The organism is Arthrobacter sunyaminii, assembly GCF_018866305.1.
GTDB classification, from domain to species: Bacteria; Actinomycetota; Actinomycetes; order Actinomycetales; family Micrococcaceae; genus Arthrobacter_B; species Arthrobacter_B sunyaminii.
In genome coordinates, this window is sequence record NZ_CP076456.1 from 32,873 (window position 1) to 52,492 (window position 19,620).

Annotated in this window: 20 protein-coding genes and 1 pseudogene; 12 read left to right on the forward strand and 9 right to left on the reverse strand. The window is 65.0% G+C overall.

The genetic code is table 11. From position 1 onward, the window contains the following. Window positions 1–149: 149 nt before the first annotated feature. A complete protein-coding gene (locus KG104_RS00165) occupies window positions 150–1,550 on the reverse strand; it encodes a GntP family permease (RefSeq protein WP_207348144.1) in 1,401 nt (466 codons plus the stop codon). Between the two features lie 81 nt (window positions 1,551–1,631). After that, complete coding sequence (locus tag KG104_RS00170) at window positions 1,632–2,150, reverse strand: gluconokinase (RefSeq protein WP_104053498.1); 519 nt, start codon at window positions 2,148–2,150, stop codon at window positions 1,632–1,634. Window positions 2,151–2,377: 227 nt separating this feature from the next. Between KG104_RS00170 and KG104_RS00175 the strand changes: the two genes are divergently transcribed. Further along, the gene (locus tag KG104_RS00175; protein WP_237688634.1) at window positions 2,378–3,085 is read left to right on the forward strand and encodes a FadR/GntR family transcriptional regulator; all 708 of its coding nucleotides are present in this window, start codon (window positions 2,378–2,380) and stop codon (window positions 3,083–3,085) included. 96 nt (window positions 3,086–3,181) lie between these two features. Here KG104_RS00175 and KG104_RS00180 read toward each other — a convergent pair whose 3' ends face one another. After that, on the reverse strand, window positions 3,182–3,679 hold the full coding sequence (locus tag KG104_RS00180) for a Dps family protein (protein ID WP_207348142.1): 498 nt from the start codon (window positions 3,677–3,679) through the stop codon (window positions 3,182–3,184). A 201-nt stretch (window positions 3,680–3,880) separates the two neighbouring features. Here KG104_RS00180 and KG104_RS00185 point away from each other — a divergent pair. Further along, window positions 3,881–4,330, forward strand: a pseudogene (locus tag KG104_RS00185) (SRPBCC family protein); the annotation flags it as partial. 138 nt (window positions 4,331–4,468) lie between these two features. Here KG104_RS00185 and KG104_RS00190 read toward each other — a convergent pair. Both KG104_RS00190 and KG104_RS00195 read right to left on the reverse strand, forming a co-directional pair. After that, window positions 4,469–5,953 carry an FAD-dependent oxidoreductase gene (locus KG104_RS00190; protein WP_207348140.1) on the reverse strand — a complete coding sequence of 495 codons (1,485 nt, stop codon included), beginning with the start codon at window positions 5,951–5,953 and terminating at the stop codon, window positions 4,469–4,471. A 2-nt stretch (window positions 5,954–5,955) separates the two neighbouring features. Then, the gene (locus KG104_RS00195) at window positions 5,956–6,753 is read right to left on the reverse strand and encodes an SDR family oxidoreductase (RefSeq protein ID WP_207348139.1); all 798 of its coding nucleotides are present in this window, start codon (window positions 6,751–6,753) and stop codon (window positions 5,956–5,958) included. A 167-nt stretch (window positions 6,754–6,920) separates the two neighbouring features. Here KG104_RS00195 and KG104_RS00200 point away from each other — a divergent pair, with 167 nt between their 5' ends. The 5 genes from KG104_RS00200 to KG104_RS00220 all read left to right on the forward strand — a co-directional run bounded on the left by KG104_RS00200 (window position 6,921) and on the right by KG104_RS00220 (window position 10,907). Next, complete coding sequence (locus KG104_RS00200) at window positions 6,921–7,382, forward strand: DUF4383 domain-containing protein (protein ID WP_207348138.1); 462 nt, start codon at window positions 6,921–6,923, stop codon at window positions 7,380–7,382. A gap of 124 nt (window positions 7,383–7,506) precedes the next feature. Beyond that, window positions 7,507–8,547: an acyl-CoA dehydrogenase family protein gene (locus KG104_RS00205; protein ID WP_104159992.1), complete on the forward strand. Its 1,041-nt coding sequence runs from the start codon at window positions 7,507–7,509 to the stop codon at window positions 8,545–8,547. After that, entirely contained in the window at window positions 8,544–9,869 is a 1,326-nt protein-coding gene (locus tag KG104_RS00210) for a PIG-L family deacetylase (RefSeq protein WP_237688635.1), read from the forward strand. Before KG104_RS00205 ends, KG104_RS00210 begins: the two co-directional genes overlap by 4 nt. 3 nt (window positions 9,870–9,872) lie before the next feature. Beyond that, window positions 9,873–10,574, forward strand: a complete 702-nt coding sequence (locus tag KG104_RS00215) for a glycosyltransferase family 2 protein (RefSeq protein ID WP_207348136.1) — start codon at window positions 9,873–9,875, stop codon at window positions 10,572–10,574. A 93-nt stretch (window positions 10,575–10,667) separates the two neighbouring features. Beyond that, window positions 10,668–10,907: a DUF2630 family protein gene (locus KG104_RS00220; RefSeq protein ID WP_104053507.1), complete on the forward strand. Its 240-nt coding sequence runs from the start codon at window positions 10,668–10,670 to the stop codon at window positions 10,905–10,907. Window positions 10,908–10,938: 31 nt separating this feature from the next. On the opposite strand, the gene KG104_RS00225 is transcribed toward KG104_RS00220, so the two are convergent. Genes KG104_RS00225 through KG104_RS00235 form a run of 3 tightly spaced genes read right to left on the reverse strand, consistent with a single transcriptional unit; the run spans window position 10,939 to window position 13,132 of the window. Beyond that, window positions 10,939–11,199, reverse strand: coding sequence for a hypothetical protein (locus tag KG104_RS00225; protein WP_207348135.1), 261 nt, complete (start codon window positions 11,197–11,199; stop codon window positions 10,939–10,941). Window positions 11,200–11,202: 3 nt separating this feature from the next. After that, on the reverse strand, window positions 11,203–12,123 hold the full coding sequence (gene ku / locus KG104_RS00230) for a non-homologous end joining protein Ku (RefSeq protein WP_207348134.1): 921 nt from the start codon (window positions 12,121–12,123) through the stop codon (window positions 11,203–11,205). 52 nt (window positions 12,124–12,175) lie between these two features. Continuing rightward, entirely contained in the window at window positions 12,176–13,132 is a 957-nt protein-coding gene (locus KG104_RS00235) for a hypothetical protein (protein ID WP_207348133.1), read from the reverse strand. Between the two features lie 129 nt (window positions 13,133–13,261). Here KG104_RS00235 and soxR point away from each other — a divergent pair, with 129 nt between their 5' ends. From soxR to KG104_RS00255, 4 genes are all read left to right on the forward strand, one after another. Continuing rightward, complete coding sequence (soxR, locus tag KG104_RS00240) at window positions 13,262–13,759, forward strand: redox-sensitive transcriptional activator SoxR (RefSeq protein ID WP_207348132.1); 498 nt, start codon at window positions 13,262–13,264, stop codon at window positions 13,757–13,759. A gap of 70 nt (window positions 13,760–13,829) precedes the next feature. Next, on the forward strand, window positions 13,830–14,318 hold the full coding sequence (locus KG104_RS00245) for a flavin reductase family protein (RefSeq protein ID WP_104053512.1): 489 nt from the start codon (window positions 13,830–13,832) through the stop codon (window positions 14,316–14,318). A gap of 110 nt (window positions 14,319–14,428) precedes the next feature. Next, on the forward strand, window positions 14,429–14,647 hold the full coding sequence (locus tag KG104_RS00250; RefSeq protein WP_104159986.1) for a PLD nuclease N-terminal domain-containing protein: 219 nt from the start codon (window positions 14,429–14,431) through the stop codon (window positions 14,645–14,647). Between the two features lie 68 nt (window positions 14,648–14,715). Then, on the forward strand, window positions 14,716–15,339 hold the full coding sequence (locus KG104_RS00255; protein WP_237688636.1) for a pentapeptide repeat-containing protein: 624 nt from the start codon (window positions 14,716–14,718) through the stop codon (window positions 15,337–15,339). Window position 15,340: 1 nt separating this feature from the next. On the opposite strand, the gene KG104_RS00260 is transcribed toward KG104_RS00255, so the two are convergent. Next, window positions 15,341–16,819, reverse strand: coding sequence for an SDR family oxidoreductase (locus KG104_RS00260; RefSeq protein ID WP_207348130.1), 1,479 nt, complete (start codon window positions 16,817–16,819; stop codon window positions 15,341–15,343). Between the two features lie 122 nt (window positions 16,820–16,941). On the opposite strand from KG104_RS00260, the gene KG104_RS00265 reads away from it, so the two are divergent. Next, window positions 16,942–19,617, forward strand: a complete 2,676-nt coding sequence (locus tag KG104_RS00265) for an ATP-dependent DNA ligase (protein WP_207348129.1) — start codon at window positions 16,942–16,944, stop codon at window positions 19,615–19,617. Window positions 19,618–19,620: the final 3 nt, after the last annotated feature.

Here is a 19,620-nt window from a genome sequence, read left to right on the forward strand (position 1 = left end):
CCTAGGGCGGTGTGAAGCACCGAAAACTTTCGTAACTTCTCATGTTTTCATGCACCACTGACACTCCAGGCACAGGGGCATCAAGAGCCCCCGGGGAACGACGACGGCGGGGCACCCGCGAAGGTGCCCCGCCGTCGTCGTTTCGCCGGTTAGGCCAGCGAAGCCAGTCCGAAGGCCAGCGCTGCCAGGGCGAAGCCCATGACGCCGATCAGCGTTTCCAGCACGGTCCACGTCTTCAGTGTGGTTTTCACATCCATGCCCATGAAGCGCCCCACCAGCCAGAAACCGGAGTCGTTGACGTGGCTGACCACCACGGAGCCGGCGGCAACGGCCACGACCATGGCCGCGGTCTGGACGGTGTTGTAGCCGGATTCCAGCACGCCGGGAGCAATCAGGGCGGCTGCAGTGGTCAGGGCGACCGTGGCCGAGCCCTGGGCGATGCGGAGGATTGCGGCGATAAGGAAGCCGGCCAGGATCAGCGGGACACCGAGGTCGCTGAGGACATCGCCCAGTGCGGCACCGATGCCGGAGGTGCGCAGGACGCCGCCGAACATGCCGCCGGCGCCGGTGATCAGGATGACCGAGCAGACCGGGCCCAGAGCGGACTCGAGTACCTTTTCGATGGCGGTCTTGGATTCGCCGCGCCGGGTGCCCAGGACCACGCAGGCCACGAGGAGGGAGATGAGCAGTGCCACCGGCGTTTCGCCCAGGGTGCGCAGGAACGCGAACCAGGACTGCTCGGCGGCTTCGGCGGAGACTACTCCGGCCGAGGCCAGGGTGTTCAGTCCGGTGTTCAGGAAGATAAGGATCAGGGGCAGCAGCAGCACGGCCACCACGGTGCCGAACTTCGGCGGGTTCTTGATCTCGTCGTCGTCGATCTCACCGAGCACGGCAGGCACCGGCAGGACGAACTTTTTGCCGGCCCAGAGGCCGAACAGGTAGGAGGTGAGGTACCAGGTGGGCAGGGCAATAATGAGGCCGAGGATCAGGACGGCGCCGATGTTGGCTTCAAAGAACCCGGAGGCGGTGACGGGGCCGGGGTGCGGGGGTACAAAGACGTGCATGACAGAGAAGGCGCCGGCTGCGGGCAGGCCGTAGCGGAGTACGCCGCCGCCGAGCCGCCGTGCCACCGAGAAGATCACGGGGAGCATGACCACAAGGCCGGCGTCAAAGAAGATCGGGAAGCCGAAAATCAGTGAGGCGACGCCCAGGGCAAAGGGAGCGCGTTTCTCGCCGAAGATCCGGATCATGGTGTCGGCCAGGACCTTGGCGCCGCCGCTGGTTTCCACCAGCCGGCCCAGCATGGCACCCAGACCCACGAGCAGGGCGACTGTGGCCAGTGTTGATCCGAAGCTGCCGGTCAGGACGGTGACAACGCTGCCGGTGGGGATTCCGGTGGCGAAAGCAGTCAGCAGGCTGACCAGGATCAGGGACACGAAGGCGTGCAGGCGCAGCTTCAGAATCAGGAACAGCAGCAGTGCAATGGCTCCGCCGGCGATCAGGAGGAGGGGGCCCGCACCGAGGGTTTGGGACCAGCCTTCAATTGTCATGGGTTTAGCTCCGTTACTAAATGAGTGACTGTTGGAAGTGGCTGCGGCGCAAATGTGCCGGAGCGGGGAGGGGGGGCGGGGTTAGTTCGCCGGCAGGTCAAGCCTGTCGAGGATGTCTGCGGCGATCTCTGCAGGTGAGTGGAGGATGTCGATGACAATCCCGGGTTCGTCCTCGGACAGCGGTTCCAGGGTGTTGATCTGGGAAGGCAGCAGCGATGCGGGCATGAAATGGCCGCTGCGGGTCTTCATCCGCTCACGCAGTACCTCGGCGTCGCCGTTGAGGTGGACAAAGTGCAGCTGTCCGGAAGCGGAGGCCAGGACGTCCCGGTACGCACGCTTCAGCGCGGAACAGGTGACGATGGTGGACCGTCCGTTTTCTGCCTGGGTGTCCATCCAGTTCCGGATGGAATCCAGCCAGGGCCAGCGGTCCTCATCGGTCAGGGGGGTGCCGGACGCCATCTTGGCAATGTTGGCTTCGGAATGGAATTCGTCCGCTTCAGCCGCAATCCAGCCCAAATGCTCCGAAAGGAGAGTGGAGATGGTGGTCTTGCCTGAACCGGACACACCCATAATGACCAGGTGCTGCGGGGCGGGGCTCATATTTCTCCTTGGACGCCGTTGTCGCCGGAAGCGGGCTGGCCCCCTCCGAAGTGATCTGCAGGACAAAGGTATCACCATATAAGTGATTGATAACACCAATGCTCACGTTAGGCTGGTTCAGCGCAGATTTCGGGTCACTGCCGTTGAAGGACACGCCTTATTGGCATTGCGGAACCCGGTTCGGAAAACCGAATCAACATTGCACGTTTGAAAGTCAGGGGAACAGCGTGGACACCAGGGAGCCTCCGCGGGCGGCGGCAGCGGTCCTGAACGGGGCCATAATCGATGCCATCGGAGCGGATGTCGTGGCCGGAACGCTTCAACCCGGAGACCGGCTGACCCTGGAGGGGCTGCAGGAGGAATTTGGTGTCTCGCGGACCGTGGTGCGGGACTGTATGCGGATCCTCGAGTCCATGAATCTGGTGTATTCCAAACGCCGCATTGGCATTGTGGTCCAAGACCCGTCCCACTGGAATGTTTTTGATTCGCGCATTATCCGCTGGCGTTTGAGCGGTCCGGGCAGGGACGGCCAGTTCCGGACACTGACGGAACTGCGGGTGGCGGTGGAGCCTATGGCGGCCGCCGGCGCTGCCCGGCATGCCGGGGAAACGGAGCGGTCCGCGCTGGTGGAACTGGCGGCACGCATGCGGGTGCTGGGGGAAGCGGGCGAGCTGGAAGAGTTTCTCGCCGCCGACATTGCCTTCCACACCCTGTTGCTGCGCTCCAGCGGAAACGAAATGTTCGCTTCCCTTGACGAGGTGGTCGCGGAAGTCCTGACCGGGCGCACTCACCAGGGCCGCATGCCCAATCATCCGCGCGAGGTGGCTCTGCGGGGCCACGAGCTTGTGGCCGGGGCAGTGGCCGTCGGCGACGCGGATGAGGCGATGAAGCAGATGGCGGAGCTGCTGGAGGAGGTCCGGACGGCAGTGGCCTAAGCCTGCCCGGGCTCGGCATTCGTGCGGGGAAAGGCGCGGCAAACAGCAGCGGCCGGCTCCTCCCGGAGGGAAGAGCCGGCCGCCGGAGTGCCGGTGTTAGACGGTCGGCTGGGTATTTGCGTCTTCGGGGGTAACCACTTTGGCAGTGGCCTTGATGTTCTCGGCGTCCACCATCCAGGCGTACTGCTCGAGCTTGCCGATGAAGCCGTGCAGGATGTCAGCGGTGGTGGGGTCTTCCTCGTCCACCTGGTCGTGCACCTCACGCATGGTGCCCACGGCCGCGTTCAGCATGGCGACCGTCAGGGTGACGGTGTCCTTGGTGTCCACGAGACCCGCGGGGAACGGGGCAAGCGAGGTGCCTTCGGCCACTGCAACACTCCGGCCGTCGGGGATGGCTCCCAGCGCGCGCATGCGCTCGGCCAGTTCATCTGCGAAGAGCCGGGCGTCTTCGATGATTTCATCGAGCTGCAGGTGAAGGTCGCGGAAGTTCTTGCCCACAACGTTCCAGTGTGCCTGCTTGCCCTGCAGGTGCAGCTCAATGAGGTCTACGAGGACGGCCTGCAGATTGGTGGTCAGTTCTTTGGATGCCTTCACGTTTCCTCCAATGTTGACGAAATCTGTTGACGAAGGACGGCTGTGTTCTCCCGGGTTTCCGGTGTGGAGCCCCGGCCGCAGCCGCCAACCTAAGTAAGCTTACCTTCTCCTTGAAGTCGGTGTGTCCGTTCGGTAGCGTGAAGGGCCCGAAGCGGAATTTTCGCTTCCAACCGGCACGATCCGCCTACCGTAGGGACCTCCATGACCACCGTAGAAGAGTCCATTGACGTTGCAGTTCCCGTGTCCACGGCATACAACCAGTGGACCCAGTTTGAATCATTTCCCCAGTTTATGAGCGGAGTGGAATCCATTACCCAGACTTCGGAAACCAACAACCATTGGGTAACGAAGATCGGCGGAGTGGAGCGGGTTTTCGATACGGAAATCACCGAACAGCATCCGGACGAGCGGGTCGCCTGGAAGAGCACGGACGGAACCACACACGCCGGGGTGGTGACCTTTCACCGGCTTGGAGACGAGGAAACCCGGGTGACCGTTCAGCTGGACTGGGATCCGGAAACCTTCATTGAGAAAGTGGGCTCCGTGGTCGGAGCAGATGACCGGCAGGTCAAGTCAGATCTGAAGGCTTTCAAGGAATTTATTGAGTCTCAGGGTGCTGCCACAGGTTCCTGGCGGGGCAACGTCGACGCCCCTCCCACGGTGCCCGATGCACCCGTCACCTCGACCTCTCCCCTGGCCGCGGCGCCTGAGGCGGATCCCGCCATGGACGATCCGGAATCAGGCGGTCCGCGGGCAGGGCTCTAGTTTCACCGTCCGGGGGTTGGCGGATCAGCCGCGGTCCAGCCCCCGGACCGCTGGGCCTTCCAGCAGCCTGCCGTCCGCTGCAAACCGTGAACCGTGCAGCGGGCAGTCCCAGGATGCCTCGGCGTCGTTCCAGGCAAGCACGCCGCCCAGATGCGGGCAAACCGCAGAGACCCTGGATATTTCGCCGTCCACGGTACAGATACCCACAGGCCGCAGATTCTTGCGCACAACCTTTCCCTGGCCCTCGGGCGGGGCGGATTCGTCCGCCCCGGCCAGCGATGACGCCCAGCCGGCCAGCATTTCAAGCCCCACTTCGGCGTTGTCCCGCACGGCGGTAAGAACATCGCGGGAGGAAAGTTTCGGCTGGTACCAGTTAAGAGCCCCGTCGCCCTCCGCCGCAGGGGCGATGGCCTGGCTCAGTGCAAGGGCGGCGGCCACTGCGTTGGTCATGCCCCATTTGTTGAAACCGGTCGCCGCGAAAATGCTGCCGTCACCAAAAGGAACCTGCCCCACATAGGGCACTCCGGAGGCGGGCTCATAGTCTTGGGCGGACCACGCATAAATGGGATCCGCCACCGCAAAATGATGTGTGGTCCACCGTGACAGGTCCTCCACCAGCGACTGTGGATGCGGATGGCGTCCGACGGCGTGGCCGTTCCCGCCGGAAATGAGGTAATCCGTTCCGCCGACACGGGCCGTACGCAGGGACCGTGAGGGGGAGTCAACGGACAAGTACATTCCCTGCGGCACCGCTCCGCGGATCGGATGGGCCATTGCGTAGGAACGCAGCGGCAGGAGCCTCGCGAAATAACCGCCGCGGTCCAGGATTGGTATTCCGGTGGCCAGCACCAGATGGCGTGCTGACACGGAACCGGAGGGAGTCAGGACGCGGACCCGATTGTCCGCCGCCTTGCCTGCTCCGGTGACCCGGATCCCCTGGACCAGGGTCCCTCCCGCCGCCTGCAGTTCCGCAGCCAGTGCTGCCAGCGCCTGCAAGGGATGGATCTGTGCCTGTCCGGGCAGTTCCAGGGCTCCGGAGACTTCAAACGGCAGTTCGGTTTCCAGTGTCATCTGCGGTGACAAGCCGGCCGCTGTGGCGGCTGAAAACTCAGCCTCCAAACTCTGCCGGCCCTTCTCGCTGAGGGCATAGGTGTAGGCGGTGCGGATGTCGTGGTCCACCCCATGATCGCGGCAGAAACGGAGCAGCCAGTCCTGGCCTGCCCGGTTGGCGTTCACATAGTCGCGGACGGCGTCGGCTCCTTGGTGGGAGGCGATGGTGGACAGCTGAACACCTTGGAGCAGGGAGACCTTTGCCGTGGTGTTCCCCGAGGTCACCGCTCCAACCTGCCGGGCCTCCAGCACCGCAACCTTCTGGCCGCTGCGGGCCAGCAGCAACGCAGCCGCAAGTCCGGTCAGGCCGGCTCCGGCCACCACGACGTCATATTCCGCAGAGGGAATAAACGGGTCGGAGGGGACGGGCGGGGCAGTGGACAGCCAGAGACTCTCCATGGTCAGGCCTCCATCCAGTCGGTGGAGGCAATGTGCGAGCCGCCCTGCGGCCCCATCTGCAGCATCCCGCCGTCAACGGGCCAGGAGGCACCGGTGACGTAGCTGGCGGCCGGGGAGGCAAGAAAGGCGACAACGGCGGCGATCTCGCGGGCGTCGCCGGGCCTGCCCAGTGGTATGCCGGGACGCTCCGCCCGGTGCGGGTCATCGTCATGCTGGTCCGTCATGGGGGTGGCGATTTCGCCGGGAGCCACCGAGTTTACGGTGATCCCGTACCGGCCAAGTTCAAGGGCCATGACCTTCATGAGGCCGCCCAGCCCGTGCTTGGATGCCGTGTAGGCTGCCGAGCCCACCCGCGGCTGGGTTTCATGAACGCTGGTCACGGCGATCAGGCGCCCTTCCCGGCCTGATGCCACCATTTTTTTGGCGGCGTGCTGCAGGCAGACAAAGGCTCCGTTGAGGTTGGTGTTCAGGGTGTCCATCCAGGTGGGAAAGTCCAGCTCGAGGAAAGGTTTGCCGTCCCCGGTGCCGGCGTTGTTGACGAACACGTCCAGTGATCCCAACTCCGCCGCAAGGTGGTCAATGACCTGCCCGCAACCCGGAAGGTCCGTGGTGTCCAGCCGTGCTGTGACCGACTTTCGGCCGAGGGCGCGCACTTCCTGCGATGTCTCCCTGGCCCCCTGCTCATCGGTGTGCCAGGTGATGCCCACATCCATTCCTGCTGCTGCGAGGGCCACCGCGGTGGCCCTGCCGATTCCGGAGTCGGAGCCGGTGACGATTGCGGTGCGAGGAGCGAAAACCATGATGGGTGAGCCCTTTCGGTGCCGGTCAGTTCAGGATGCTAAGCATGCTTCCCATGATCTGGTGATTGTGCAACAGTTGAGGAATTATTCGCTCCGGGGGATACGCGTTGAGCACTAGCCGGCCGCGGCCGGCAACACATGTCGCCAAGGCATAAAAGGAGTTTCCAATGTCCTATCCCATCCGCGGCAGGTCACTCCGCCGCACCAATGCACAGCGAGCCTCCTGGTATTTCGGCATTATCTTCATCCTGATCGGTGTTCTGGGCTTCGTTCCCGGAATCACCTCCAACTACGACGTCCTTTATCTTTCAGGGTTTGAATCCGAAGCACTGCTTCTGGGTGTTTTCCAAGTGTCCATACTGCACAACATCGTCCACCTGCTGTTCGGGTTTCTCGGACTGATCATGGCCCGAACCAACAAACTGGCCCGGACCTACCTCATTGGCGGCGGCATCGTCTATCTTCTGCTGTTCCTTTACGGACTCATCGTGCCGCACCACTCCGAAGGGAATTTTGTTCCCGTGAACTCTGCGGACAACTGGCTCCACCTGATCCTGGGGGTCGCCATGGTGGGACTGGGCCTGCTGTTCGGCTCACGTTCCGTTCCTGGGCGTACCTCTCCGGCCTAGCCGTTCGGGAACGTTCACCCGGGGCGAAGAAGAGGAATCCCGTTCCTGAAACTGGCAGACTGGGGACAAACCTCTACAACGCACCATGGACAGGCTGGAAACCGTTCCTGGGAGTAAGGAAACGGTGGACATCACAGCCAACCCCGCAGCCGAGCAGGCTTTCGGATCACAGGAGGTGCCGGACCTTCCGGACCTCGCCCGAAAGGCGTCGGCAGTCCACGGCAGCGCCGACGCCGGGCTGCGTCTGGCCCGCGACATTGCAGTAGCTGCCCCGTTCCCCGGTCAGGGGCGGACCAAAACACTGTGGTCCATCCTGGCCACCGTTGCTGCAGCCGACCTCACGGCTGCCCGGTCAATAGAGCCGCACCTGGATGCCCTGGCCATCCTGGACCAGGCCGGAATCAGCGCTGAGCCCGGAACCTGGGGAGTATTTGCCGCCGAAGGGCCCGGCATGGCCGTCACGGCTACCCCTGGCCCGGATGGATGGGAGCTGTCCGGGCGCAAGCCCTGGTGTTCCCTCGCAGCCCGCCTCGACCACGCTGTGGTTACCGCCCACACCGGCAACGGCCGCCGTCGCGCTTTCGCCGTGGACCTGCGTCAACCGGCAGTTACACCCGTGCCGGAAACATGGGTGAGCCGGGGACTGGCCGATGTCGACAGCGGACCGGTGGATTTCCAGCGTGCATCCGCCCGCCCCGTGGGTGCAGACAACTGGTACCTCGAGCGGCCCGGCTTTGCCTGGGGCGGAATGGGAGTGGCGGCCTGCTGGTACGGGGGAGCAGCAGCAGTGGCCCGGCGCATGTTCCGGGCTGCCGCGGAACGCGAACCGGACCAGATTGCCCATTCGCTGCTCGGCAAGGCTGACGCCCGGCTGCAGGCAGCCCGAGCCGTACTGGACGACGCCGCCGCCCGGGTCGACGCCGGTGACGCTGCCGGTCGCGACGGCGCCATGCTGGCGCAGCGGGTCCGGGGCATCGTGGCCGATGCCGCGGAAGAGGTCCTCATGCTGGCGGACCACGGACTGGGTCCTGGGCCGCTGGCGCTGGAAGAAGATCACGCCCGGCGCACCGCAGACCTTCGGATTTACCTTCGCCAGCACCACGCGGAGCGCGACTACGCCGCCCTGGGCCGGTCGCTGCTGCAGGGCGGGGAGATCCCGTGGTGAGCTTCAGCCACCTGGACGACTCCGTCCCCGAAGCCCGGTGGCTTTCAGCGGTTGAAGGCCGCAGCCACCTTGACCCGGCCCGGCTCTGGCCGCACGGAACCGGCCGGCTCGTGGTCCTGGCCGCCCATCCGGATGATGAAACCCTCGGAGCCGGTGGACTCATCGCGCTGACGGCTGCCCGCGGTATCGCCGTCGACGTGGTGGTGGCAACGGCCGGCGAGGCTTCCCATCCGGACTCTCCCACTTTCTCTGCCGAGCAGCTGGCACGCGTCCGGCGGGTTGAACTGCGCGACGCCGTCGCACTTCTGGCACCCGGGGCCACCGTGCACTTCCTGGACCTGCCCGACGGCGGACTGGCCCGGCACCGGAGCGAACTCGACGCCGCGCTGGCTGCCATCGTGGGCTCCGCCGCTAAGGAAAGCACGGTTCTGGCCGCGCCCTGGCGCAGCGACGGACACACCGACCATGACACCGCCGGGCAGGCGGCGGCCGCCCTTGCCCGAACCATGGGCCTTCCGCTGCTGGAATATCCGATATGGCTGTGGCATTGGGGCCAGCCGGGAGATGTCCCGGAAAACCTGGTGCTGCTGCCTCTCGGTGACGCTGCCGCCGCCAAGAAACGGGCGATGGACGCGCATGTCACCCAGGTGCGGCCCCTCTCGCCGGAGCCGGGAGACGAAGCACTGCTCAGCCCTGCCGTGCTGGCCCACTTTGAACGCAGCTTTGAGTCGTTTGCGCTGTCCACCCCGCGTCCGCCCCGCGAAGTCTTTGAGGATCTGTATCAGAGCAGCTCTGATCCCTGGCACTTTGAGGACAGTTTCTACGAGCACCGCAAACGCGCGCTGTGTCTGGCCATGCTTCCGCGCCCGCATTTCTCAGCGGTTTTTGAACCCGGCTGTTCCATCGGGGTTTTCACCCGGGAACTGGCGGGCCGCGCTGATGCCGTGCTGGCGACGGACATCAGCGACCGTGCACTCGAACTGGCCCGGCAGCGGCTGGCATCGGCCGGCCACGTGCGCCTGGAACAGGGGACCGTGCCGCAGGACTGGCCCCCGGGCCGCTATGACCTGGTGGTTGTTTCGGAGATCGGGTATTTCCTCCAGCACAGTGCGCTCGAGGAACTCATCGAGCGCACCAGTGAATCCCTGACGGACGACGGCGTGGTCCTGCTGTGTCACTGGCGCCATCCAAACGAGGGCTGGGAGCTGACCGGCGACCAGGTCCACGAAGCTTTCCGGGCACGGAGCGGCCTGCAGATCATCGCGGAACACCGAGAGCAGGACTTCCGAATTGACGTGCTGGCCCGCACTGAGGCGCCTTAGCGGATGCCCGCACCCGAACATTTGGCCGTTGTGATTCCGGCCCGCAACGAAGAGCAGCTCCTGCCCGAGTCTCTGGCATCGGTGGGTGCTGCCATGCGCGCGGCGGGGGAACAGTGCGGCATCGGGGCTTCAGTCACGGTGGTGCTCGATTCCTGCACGGACGGATCTGCGGATGTGGTGGCCGGGCTGCAGTCCCGGTGGGCTTCGGAGCTGGACCTGAGGATGGTGGCCGGTTCCTTCGGCCTGGTCGGCGCTGCCCGGGCAGCCGGCATTGCCGCCCTTCCGCAGCGGTCCGGACTCTGGATTTCCTCCACCGACGCCGACACGGTGGTTCGGCCGGACTGGCTCATCCGACAGTATCGGCTTGCCGCCGTTGGCTACGGCCTGGTCCTGGGCACCGTGGTTCCCGCTGCGGCGGATCTCAGTGCTGCGGAGCTGGCGGAGTGGCAGGGACAGCATGTTCTGGCCGAGGGGCACCCCTACATCCACGGCGCGAACCTGGGGTTCTCCCTGACGGCGTATCTCCGTGCGGGCGGGTTTTCCGCGCTGGCCGCCCATGAGGATGTGGATCTGGTGGCCCGGATCAAGGACACGGGCACACCGTGGATTGCCACCGACCAAACCCGGGTTGTTACCTCCGGTCGCAGGGACGGCCGTGCCCCCGACGGGTTTTCCCGGTTCCTGAGACAGCTGCTCCCGCGCTGACGCTCCCCTCGCCGGGCATCTGCCAATGCGCCCGTCATGTCTATCCTCCCCAACGTTATGGTCACCGGTCGGCCGGATGGTTAGCGTAGGGACATGGACGTTACCGAAATTCAGCACCGCATTTCAGAACTCGTGGAGAAGGAACAGGGGCTGCGGGATTCCCAGGCCGACGATCACCCCGAAGATCGGCTGGAGCAGCTGCGCCTGCTTGAAGAGCAGCTGGACCAGTGCTGGGACCTGCTGCGGCAGCGCCGCGCCCGTCTGGACGCCGGGGAAAACCCGGACGACGCGACGGTGCGGCCGGTGGGGGAAGTGGAAGGTTACCGGCAATAGCCCCGGTAAGAACCCACAGCCGAGCCACCCGTTAGCGGCGGGGCAGGACCTCGCGGGCCAGGGCGGCCATGCCTAGTGTGCGGCGGAACGGGCTGTTCCCCCGTGCTGCCTCCAGCGATGCCCAGAGGATCAGGGAACCTTTGCTGAGGGACCCCAGAATTTCCTGATACTTCGGTGTCAGGGCCATCATGGATGCCGCGCCGAGACCTGCCCACGCGAGGACGGGCAGGTTGGGGACTTCGACAATTCGGATGCGTCCGTTGCGGTCCCGGAAAAAGTTTGTCAGCGCCATGGTTTAGGCACCCTTCCTGGTTTTGGCCGGAGCCTTGCGTGCGGGTTTCTTTTCCGCAGGCTTGGCGTCATCTTTTTGGGTGCGGGTAGAGGAACGCGTTCCGGAACCTGAGGGCTTGGACCCTGACCCGGATGATTTCTTGTCGCGGTTTTTTTCCACGCTGCGCCGCAGGGCTTCCATAAGGTCCAGGACTTTTCCGCCGTCCTCTTCGGTTTCGGTCCCGAAAGTCTCTTCGGTATCCAGGGCTTCGCCCTTTTCCAGCTTTGCTTCGATCAGCGTTTTCAGCTGCTCCTGATAGTCGTCAGTGAACTCGGCCGGGTTGAAGTCCGAGCTGAAGGACTCCACCAGGGTTGAAGACATCTCCAGTTCCTTGGCGCTGATCCGGACCTTCTCATCCAGTGACGGAAAGGTAGCTTCCCGGACTTCGTCCTCCCACAGCAGGGTTTGCAGGGTCAGCACGTCGCCGCGGACCCTCAGCGCACCCAGCCTGCTCTTTTGCCGGAGCGAAAACTGCACGATGGCCGTGCGGTCAGTGTCCTCCAGGGTCCGGCGCAGCAGCACGTACGACTTGGTTGATTTCGAATCGGGCTCCAAATAGTACGTCTTGTCGAAGAGGATGGGGTCCACCTGCTCGCTGGGCACAAATTCGACGACGTCGATCTCCCGGCTCTTCTCCACCGGCAGGGAAGCCAGTTCCTCATCGCTGAGAACCACCGTTTGCTCGCCGTCGTCGTACGCCTTGGCAATGTCCTTGTATTCCACTACCTCGCCGCAGATTTCGCAGCGGCGCTGGTAGCGGATGCGTCCGCCGTCCTTCTCGTGGACCTGGTGCAGGCTGACGTCGTGGTTCTCGGTGGCGGCATAAACCTTCACTGGCACATTGACCAGCCCAAAGGCTATGGCACCCTTCCAAATGGCTCTCATGTCTCCCAGTGAACACCAACCCGGGGGCCTCGACCAGAGTGCCGCGGAGCGCTCAGCCCAGCTTTAATTCGGTTCCGATGGCCCGGTAGGTTCCGATGGCCCGGTATACGTCGGGATTGGCAAAATAGGCACTGTGCGAACCGGGAAACGGCTCTCCGGACTGAACTTCCTGATCGATGATCCGGTCACCGCGTCCGGCAAAGACCCGTTCGCTGCAGAAGGACAGCAGATCACGTTCATCCCAAAAGTTGAGCCAGGGTGCCGGCAGCGTACCCGGTCCGCCCGGTGCCAAATGTGCGAGTCCGCCCAGCAGATAGAGCCAGGGACTTTGGGAACCGGCGGTGACGAGCAGGTCCAGCCGAATGCCTTCAGCTTTCCACCCGGGATCGGAGACCAGGTCCACGGCGGCCACTCCGCCGAGGCTGTGCCCGAAGAGGATCACGGGGGCGTCCTGGTTCGCCATCCGCAGGGCGTGCGTGACGGCGGTGCGGGCCTCGGCGCCCCGGCGCAGGTAGTAGATGATGCTGCGGGAAAAATCCGATGCTGCATCTGTCAGCGGCACGCGGCGGCGGATTGCGACGTCGGTGATCAGGTTCAGGGTTAGCCGCTCCAGGCTGCTGCCCAGCAGGTTTTCTTCCGCGGCGTTGACTGCGGCAACGTTGTTCTCCTCTGTTCCGGTTTGGACTCCAGCTGCGGCGGTGTCCGGGAGGCGGTGGAGCGGCGGAGCATTGAGAAGGTCCAACCCGGCCAAGGCCAACCCGCGTTCCGCTGAGGTGAGTTCCGTCGGGGTCGCGGCCGTTGCCGGCTGGTAACGCGGCGGGAGCGCGGAAACCACGCTGATGTCCGGGGCGGCACCGGCTGCCCACGCAACATCCAGGACCGCATAGCCTTCCAGCGCCGGATCTTGGGCAAGCATCCAGCGAATGGTTTCGGCGGGGACAGGATCAGGATTGCCGGTGCCCTGCAGGAAAACCAGGGTGCCTGCGGCATCAGGAGCTGCGGGGAACAAGTTGGCCTCTCTGGGGTTGGCGTTGGCACATGGTCAGAGCGCCACTCTCACACCTCCGGGTGCGGACCGCCAGAGCCGGACCGCAAAACCACGCCCTGCCGGGTGCGGACCGCCAGACCAGGGCGGATAATGGAACCCGCAACGGAGGGAGCGGCTGTGGGCAGGGAAGCATCAACCGGCGGGGAAGCAGCACGGCGGTCCGAACTGACGGTGGGCCAGATGGCTGAACGCAGCGGGGTGAGTGTTTCAGCCCTGCACTTCTATGAGCGGCAGGGGCTGATCAGCAGCCGCCGAACCGCGGGGAACCAGCGCCGATTCGACCGCTCGGTCCTGCGCCGGGTGGCAGTCATCCGCGCGGCGCAGCGTGCAGGCATTCCGCTGTCCGCCATTGCACGGGCACTGGATGAACTGCCCAAGGACGCCGTGCCGGACCAGAGCGACTGGCAGAGGCTGTCCTCTGCCTGGCGGCAGGACCTGGACGCGCGGATCCATTCCCTCGAGGCTCTGCGGGACCGGCTCGGCGGATGCATCGGGTGTGGCTGCCTCTCGCTGGCCGAGTGCCGCTTCGTCAATCCAGACGATGCGTCAGCCGACCGGGGAACCGGCGCCCGCGCCTTCGAGTTTTAGCGGGCGGCCCGACAGCGCGTACCGGCCGCCGATTTGACCTCAACCATAGTTGAGGTTCTAGCGTTGACTCATGCTGACAGACCATTTCAAGGACGCCTTCCGCGCCCATCCGGCCGGAGTTGCCGTTATTACCGCGTATGGCGACGCCGGGCCGGTCGGATTGACTGCTTCGTCCGTGTCCTCCGTCTCCGCAGACCCGCCCATTCTGGTCTTCTCACTGGCGTCAGCTCAGGGATCAGCCGGTGTCATTGCCGCCGCTGACACCGTGGTGGTGCATCTCCTGGGGGCACGCAACGCTCCGCTGGCCTCTCTGTTTTCCCGGCCCGGAACGGACAGGTTCACCCCGGAGCTGGCCTGGGAGAATCTGCCCACCGGCGAGCCGCTTCTCATGGATGCACCACATGCCCTGCGTGCCCGCGTCCTGAGCCGCACCGCCGTCGGATCCTCTGTGCTGGTGACTGCGGAGGTCCTGAATATTCTTGCCTCCGGCGAACCTGATGCCCCGCTGGTCTATCACAACCGCACCTACCACCGCCTGGGGTCCCACTCCGCGTTGTGAGCACGGCTTCCCGGTCGACAGGACACGCGGGCCCCGGGCGGCCCGTGGCTGCAGCCGGGTTTGCTGGAAAGATGGGAGGAATACCCATCATCAACTGAAACGGGAACACCATGGCCACGAAGAAATCCCTCAAGGACCTCACCAGCCGGCAGAAGAAGCTGGTGGGCGTTTCCGCCACCGTGCAGTTTGCCCTCGCCGGCCTGGCACTGGCGGACATCTGGCGCCGGCCCGCTTCCGAAGTCCGCGGTTCCCGGGCGCTGTGGTCCGCAGCCTGCGCCGTGAACTTCATCGGCCCGCTGTCCTACTTCATCTTCGGCCGGCGCAAGTAGGCGTGGCTCCGGCAGGCCGGCGCCCGCCCGTCCGCAAATCCGGATCCGGAAAAACCAAGCAACCTGCTGTGGACCCCGTTTCGCTGCAGGGTCTTGAAGAAGCACCGGCGCCGGAAGACGCCGGAACCTTTGAAGGCCTGCGTTTTGACGGCGTGTCCTTCGACGGCGCGGATCTGCAGGGCAGCACCTTTTTGGAGTGTGAGTTCAGTGCGGTGACCATGACGGACACCGCGCTGCGCGGCGCCCGGTTCCTGGAATGCCGGTCCTCCGGCCTGTATGCACCGGTGTTCCGTGCTCCGCGGTCCACCTTCCGCGACGTGGTCCTGGAGGGCAGCCGGCTTGGATCGGCGGAACTGTATGACAACGGCTGGAACTCCGTGCACGTGGACGGCGGCAAACTGGATTATGTGAACCTGCGCAACTCCAAGCTCACCGACGTCCTGTTCACCGGCTGCACCATCGAGGAACTGGACCTGGACGGCGTCCACGCCACCCGGACGGCGTTCCGCGACTGCAGGATCGGTGCCCTGAGCCTCACTGGAGCGGTGCTGCAGGACGTGGACCTGCGCAGCACGGAGCTGCGGTCCATCACGTACCTGGCCGGATTACACGGCGCCACGATCGATGACGGGCAGCTAATGATGCTGGCCCCGCTGCTGGCCGCCAACATCGGGCTGCGCGTGGAGGGCTGACTCAGCTTTCCTGGGCGAGCTTGGACGCGTTCTTGATGATGTTCTTGGCCATGGACGGGAAGATCAGGCCGTGGAACGGGGCAATGAGCCACCAGTAGAGTTTCCCGGCCAGTCCTTTGGGAAAGTAAATGGCGCGCTGCCGGTACAGGCTGCCGCCGCCGTCGGGATCCACCCGCAGTTCCAGCCAGGCCTTGCCCGGCACCCGCATTTCGGCGCGCAGCCGCAGCAGGCTGCCGCGCTCCAGCAGTTCCACCCGCCACCAGTCCACCACGTCCCCGGTGAACAGGGTGGTGGGATTGCGGCGGCCGCGGGTCAGACCGGCGCCGCCCACGGTTTTGTCCAGCACGCCGCGGATGGCCCAGGCCATCGGCAGCGAATACCAGCCGTTCTTGCCGCCGATTCCCTCAATCACCTTCCACACATGCTCGGGAGCCACCGAGGAACGGCGCTGCCGGGAGTCCACATAGACCGTCTGCCCGGCCCAGTTCGGGTCAGTCGGCAGCGGTGAGGACGCATCATCGGCCGACGGCGACGCGCTGGCCCATGTGGTTTCCACCTCGCCGCGCTTTTCCTTGCCCAGCGCCCGCTTGACCGCTTCCTGGTACCCGGTGCGGCCGCCGTCGGGCTCCGCCACAAACTGGTCAATGTCGTGTTCCTTGGACACGGCGTCGTGCTGCAGGGATTCCACCAGCGGCAGCGACATGGACCTCGGAATCGGGGTCACCAGGGCCACCCACATGCCGGCGAGCCGGGGCGCGGGCAGCGGCAGGGCATAGATCCGCCGCCGAGGCAGGCCGGCCTCTTCCGCGTAGCCGTTCATGATCTCCGCATAGGTCAGGACCTCGCGGGAGCCGATATCGAAGGTGCGGTTCACCTCGGCGGGGAGGTCGACGGCGCGGACCAGATAGTGCAGGACGTCGCGGATGGCGATGGGTTCGATTTTCCGCCGCACCCAACTCGGAGCCGGCATGACCGGCAGGGTTTCGGTCAGGTGCCGGATCATTTCAAACGACGCCGAACCGGAACCGATCACCACGCCGGCCTGGTAGACAACCGCGGGAACCTTGCCCTCAAGGAGGATCCGTCCCACCTCGGTGCGGGAGCGCATGTGCGGGGACAGCTCACCTTCCGGATGCAGTCCGCCCAGATACACGATCCGCTGCACCCCCGCCTCGGCCGCGGCGTCCGCAACAATGTGCGCGATCCGTTCCTCCTGGCTGGCGAAGCCCTTGCCCGAGGCCATGGAATGCACCAGGAAGTAGACGGTATCGATGCCCTGCATGGCCTCGGCGACGGAATCCTTGTCCGCGAGGTCACCCTGGATGATCTCGACGTCGTCGTGCCACGGAACGTCGTCCAGTTTCTCCGGGGAACGCACCAGGACCCGCACCTTGTGGCCGTCCTGCAGCAGCAGCGGCACCAGCCGCCCGCCAATGTAGCCCGTGGCGCCTGTTACCAAAACCCGCTGTGACTGAGTCATTTTCCCAACGTACACAGTTCTTCCGACGCTGAGCAGTGGCTCCGGAACGCCGTTGGCGTAATCTGCCCAGCAGGCTCACAAATACTGGAAATTGCGTGCCCATCCCGGTAAGACTAGGGACCATGGCGAGCAGCGGAGCGGGTCTGAAGCAGCAGGAAACTGTGAACGTGGACGGCCACCGCCTCCGGCTGACCAATTTGGACAAGGTGTTGTATCCGGAAACCGGAACCACCAAGGCCGACGTGCTGTCCTATTACGCCGCCGTCGCCGAGGCGCTGCTGCCGCATTCCCGGGACCGTCCGGCCACCCGCAAGCGCTGGGTCCACGGAGTGGGAGTGCCCGGAGATCCGGGGCAGGTCTTCTTTCAGAAAAACATTGAGACCTCAGCTCCCACGTGGGTGAAGAGGTTTCCGATTGAACACAAAAGCGGCACCAACATTTATCCGCTGGTCAACGACCTGGCGACATTGACCTGGCTGGCCCAAAGCGCGGCCCTGGAAATCCATGTGCCGCAGTGGCGGTTTGGCCCGCGCGGCAAGATCAATAATCCGGACCGCCTGGTGCTGGATCTGGATCCGGGGGAGGGCGTGGACCTGGCGCAGTGTGCCGAGGTGGCCCGCCTGGCCCGGGACATCCTCTCCGACATGGGACTGGACGCCCGCCCGGTCACCAGCGGTTCCAAGGGCATCCATCTGTATGCCGCACTGGACGGGATGCAGACCTCGGACGAGGTGAGCGCCGTCGCACACGAACTCGCGCGGGCACTGGAAGCGGACCATCCGGACCTGATCGTGTCCGACATGAAAAAGTCCCTGCGGACCGGCAAGGTCCTGCTGGACTGGAGCCAGAACAACGGCAACAAAACCACCATCTGCCCCTATTCGCTGCGCGGCCGGTTCACGCCCACGGTGGCGGCGCCGCGCACCTGGGAAGAGCTCGAGGATCCGGACCTCGCCCAGCTGGACTACGAACAGGTGATGCAGCGGCTGGCCGAGGACGGGGATCCGCTAACCGGCATGGACTCCGGCTCCGGGGAACTGGACGCCGAGGCACTGGAGGACGCCGGCTCGGAAGGAACCGGCGCGGGACCTGCGGACCGGCTCAGTAAGTACCGCAGCATGCGCGACGCCGCTAAAACCCCGGAACCTGTTCCGGCCGAACCCGCGGAGCCCTCCGAAGGCAACAGCTTTGTCATCCAGGAGCACCACGCCCGGCGGCTGCACTGGGACTTCCGGCTGGAACATGACGGCGTCCTGGTCTCCTGGGCGCTGCCCAAGGGACCGCCGGATTCCCCGGACCAGAACCATCTGGCAGTCCAGACTGAGGATCATCCGCTGGACTACGGCAGCTTTGCGGGGACCATCCCCAAGGGGGAGTACGGCGCCGGCGAGGTGCGGATCTGGGACCACGGAACCTATGAACCGGAAAAATGGCGTGACGGCAAGGAGGTCATTGCCGTGCTGCACGGCCAGCCCGACGGCGGCCTTGCCTCCGAAGGCAGCGCGGACCGCCGCTTCGCCCTGATCCACACCGGAGGCAAGGGCGGGGCCAACAACTGGCTGATCCATCTCATGAAGCACCAGCCTGAGCCGCGGGATCCGGCGGACACTCCCGACATTCCCGATACTCCCGATGAGGCGGACAAAGCCAACAAAGCGGACAACGCGGACAAGGGTGATCCGAAGGCCAGGGATGCCGACGAGGCGGAAGATTCGCCCGTCGAAACCGTGGCAGCCGCCGCCGCAGCGCCGCCTCCAGGGGCCAAAACCCTTCCGGACACCGCCGGGACAGCCAAGGCCGTTGCGGCGGACGCCGGGGAACACGGCATGCCCGCCGTGGAACCTATGCTGGCCACCCTCGGAACCCGCGCGGACGTCAACGAAGACGACGAATGGGCCTTTGAAATGAAGTGGGACGGCGTCCGAGCGGTGGTGGATGTGACGCCGGAGGGAACCCGGCTGATCAGCCGCAACGGCAATGACATGACCGCCGCCTATCCCGAACTGCAGGAACTGGGGCGGCATCTGAACGGGGAACGCGCGGTCCTGGACGGGGAAATCGTGGCCATCAACAAGTCGGGCCGGCCGGACTTCGGGCTGCTCCAGCCGCGCATGCACCTGACCAAGCGCCGCGACATAGAGGCCGCCGCCGCCCGCACCCCGGTTCACCTGATGATCTTTGACCTGTTGTGGCTGGACGGAAACTCGCTGATGGAGCTGCCGTACTCGCAGCGGCGGGAGATCCTGGAATCCGCAGTGGAACCGGCGGGGGAGGACGGCCACGTTCAGGTGCCGCCGGCGCTGGAGATGTCCATGGATGAGGCCGTGGAGGCGAGCAGGGAGCTCGGCCTTGAAGGAGTCATGGCCAAGCGGCGAACCAGCACCTATTCCCCCGGCCGGCGGTCCAAGAGCTGGATCAAACTCAAGAATTCCTTCACCCAGGAAGTGGTGATTGTGGGCTGGCGCCCGGGCAAGGGCAACCGGGCATCCAAAATCGGTTCGCTGCTGGTGGCCGTTCCGGACGGTCATGAGCTGACCTACATTGGCCGGGTTGGATCGGGCCTGAGCGAGAAAGATCTGGCCCTGGTGGGCGGGAAACTGAAAAAACTGGCCCGCAAGACACCCCCGTTGGAGGGAGTTCCCCACGCGGACGCCTCCGACGCCCAATGGGTCCGTCCCGTCCTGGTGGGTGAAGTGACCTATTCCGAACGCACCGCCACCGGCAAGCTCCGCCACCCCGCCTGGCGCGGACTGCGCCCGGACAAGAAACCCTCCGACGTCGTCGTCGAAATCCCCTGATGA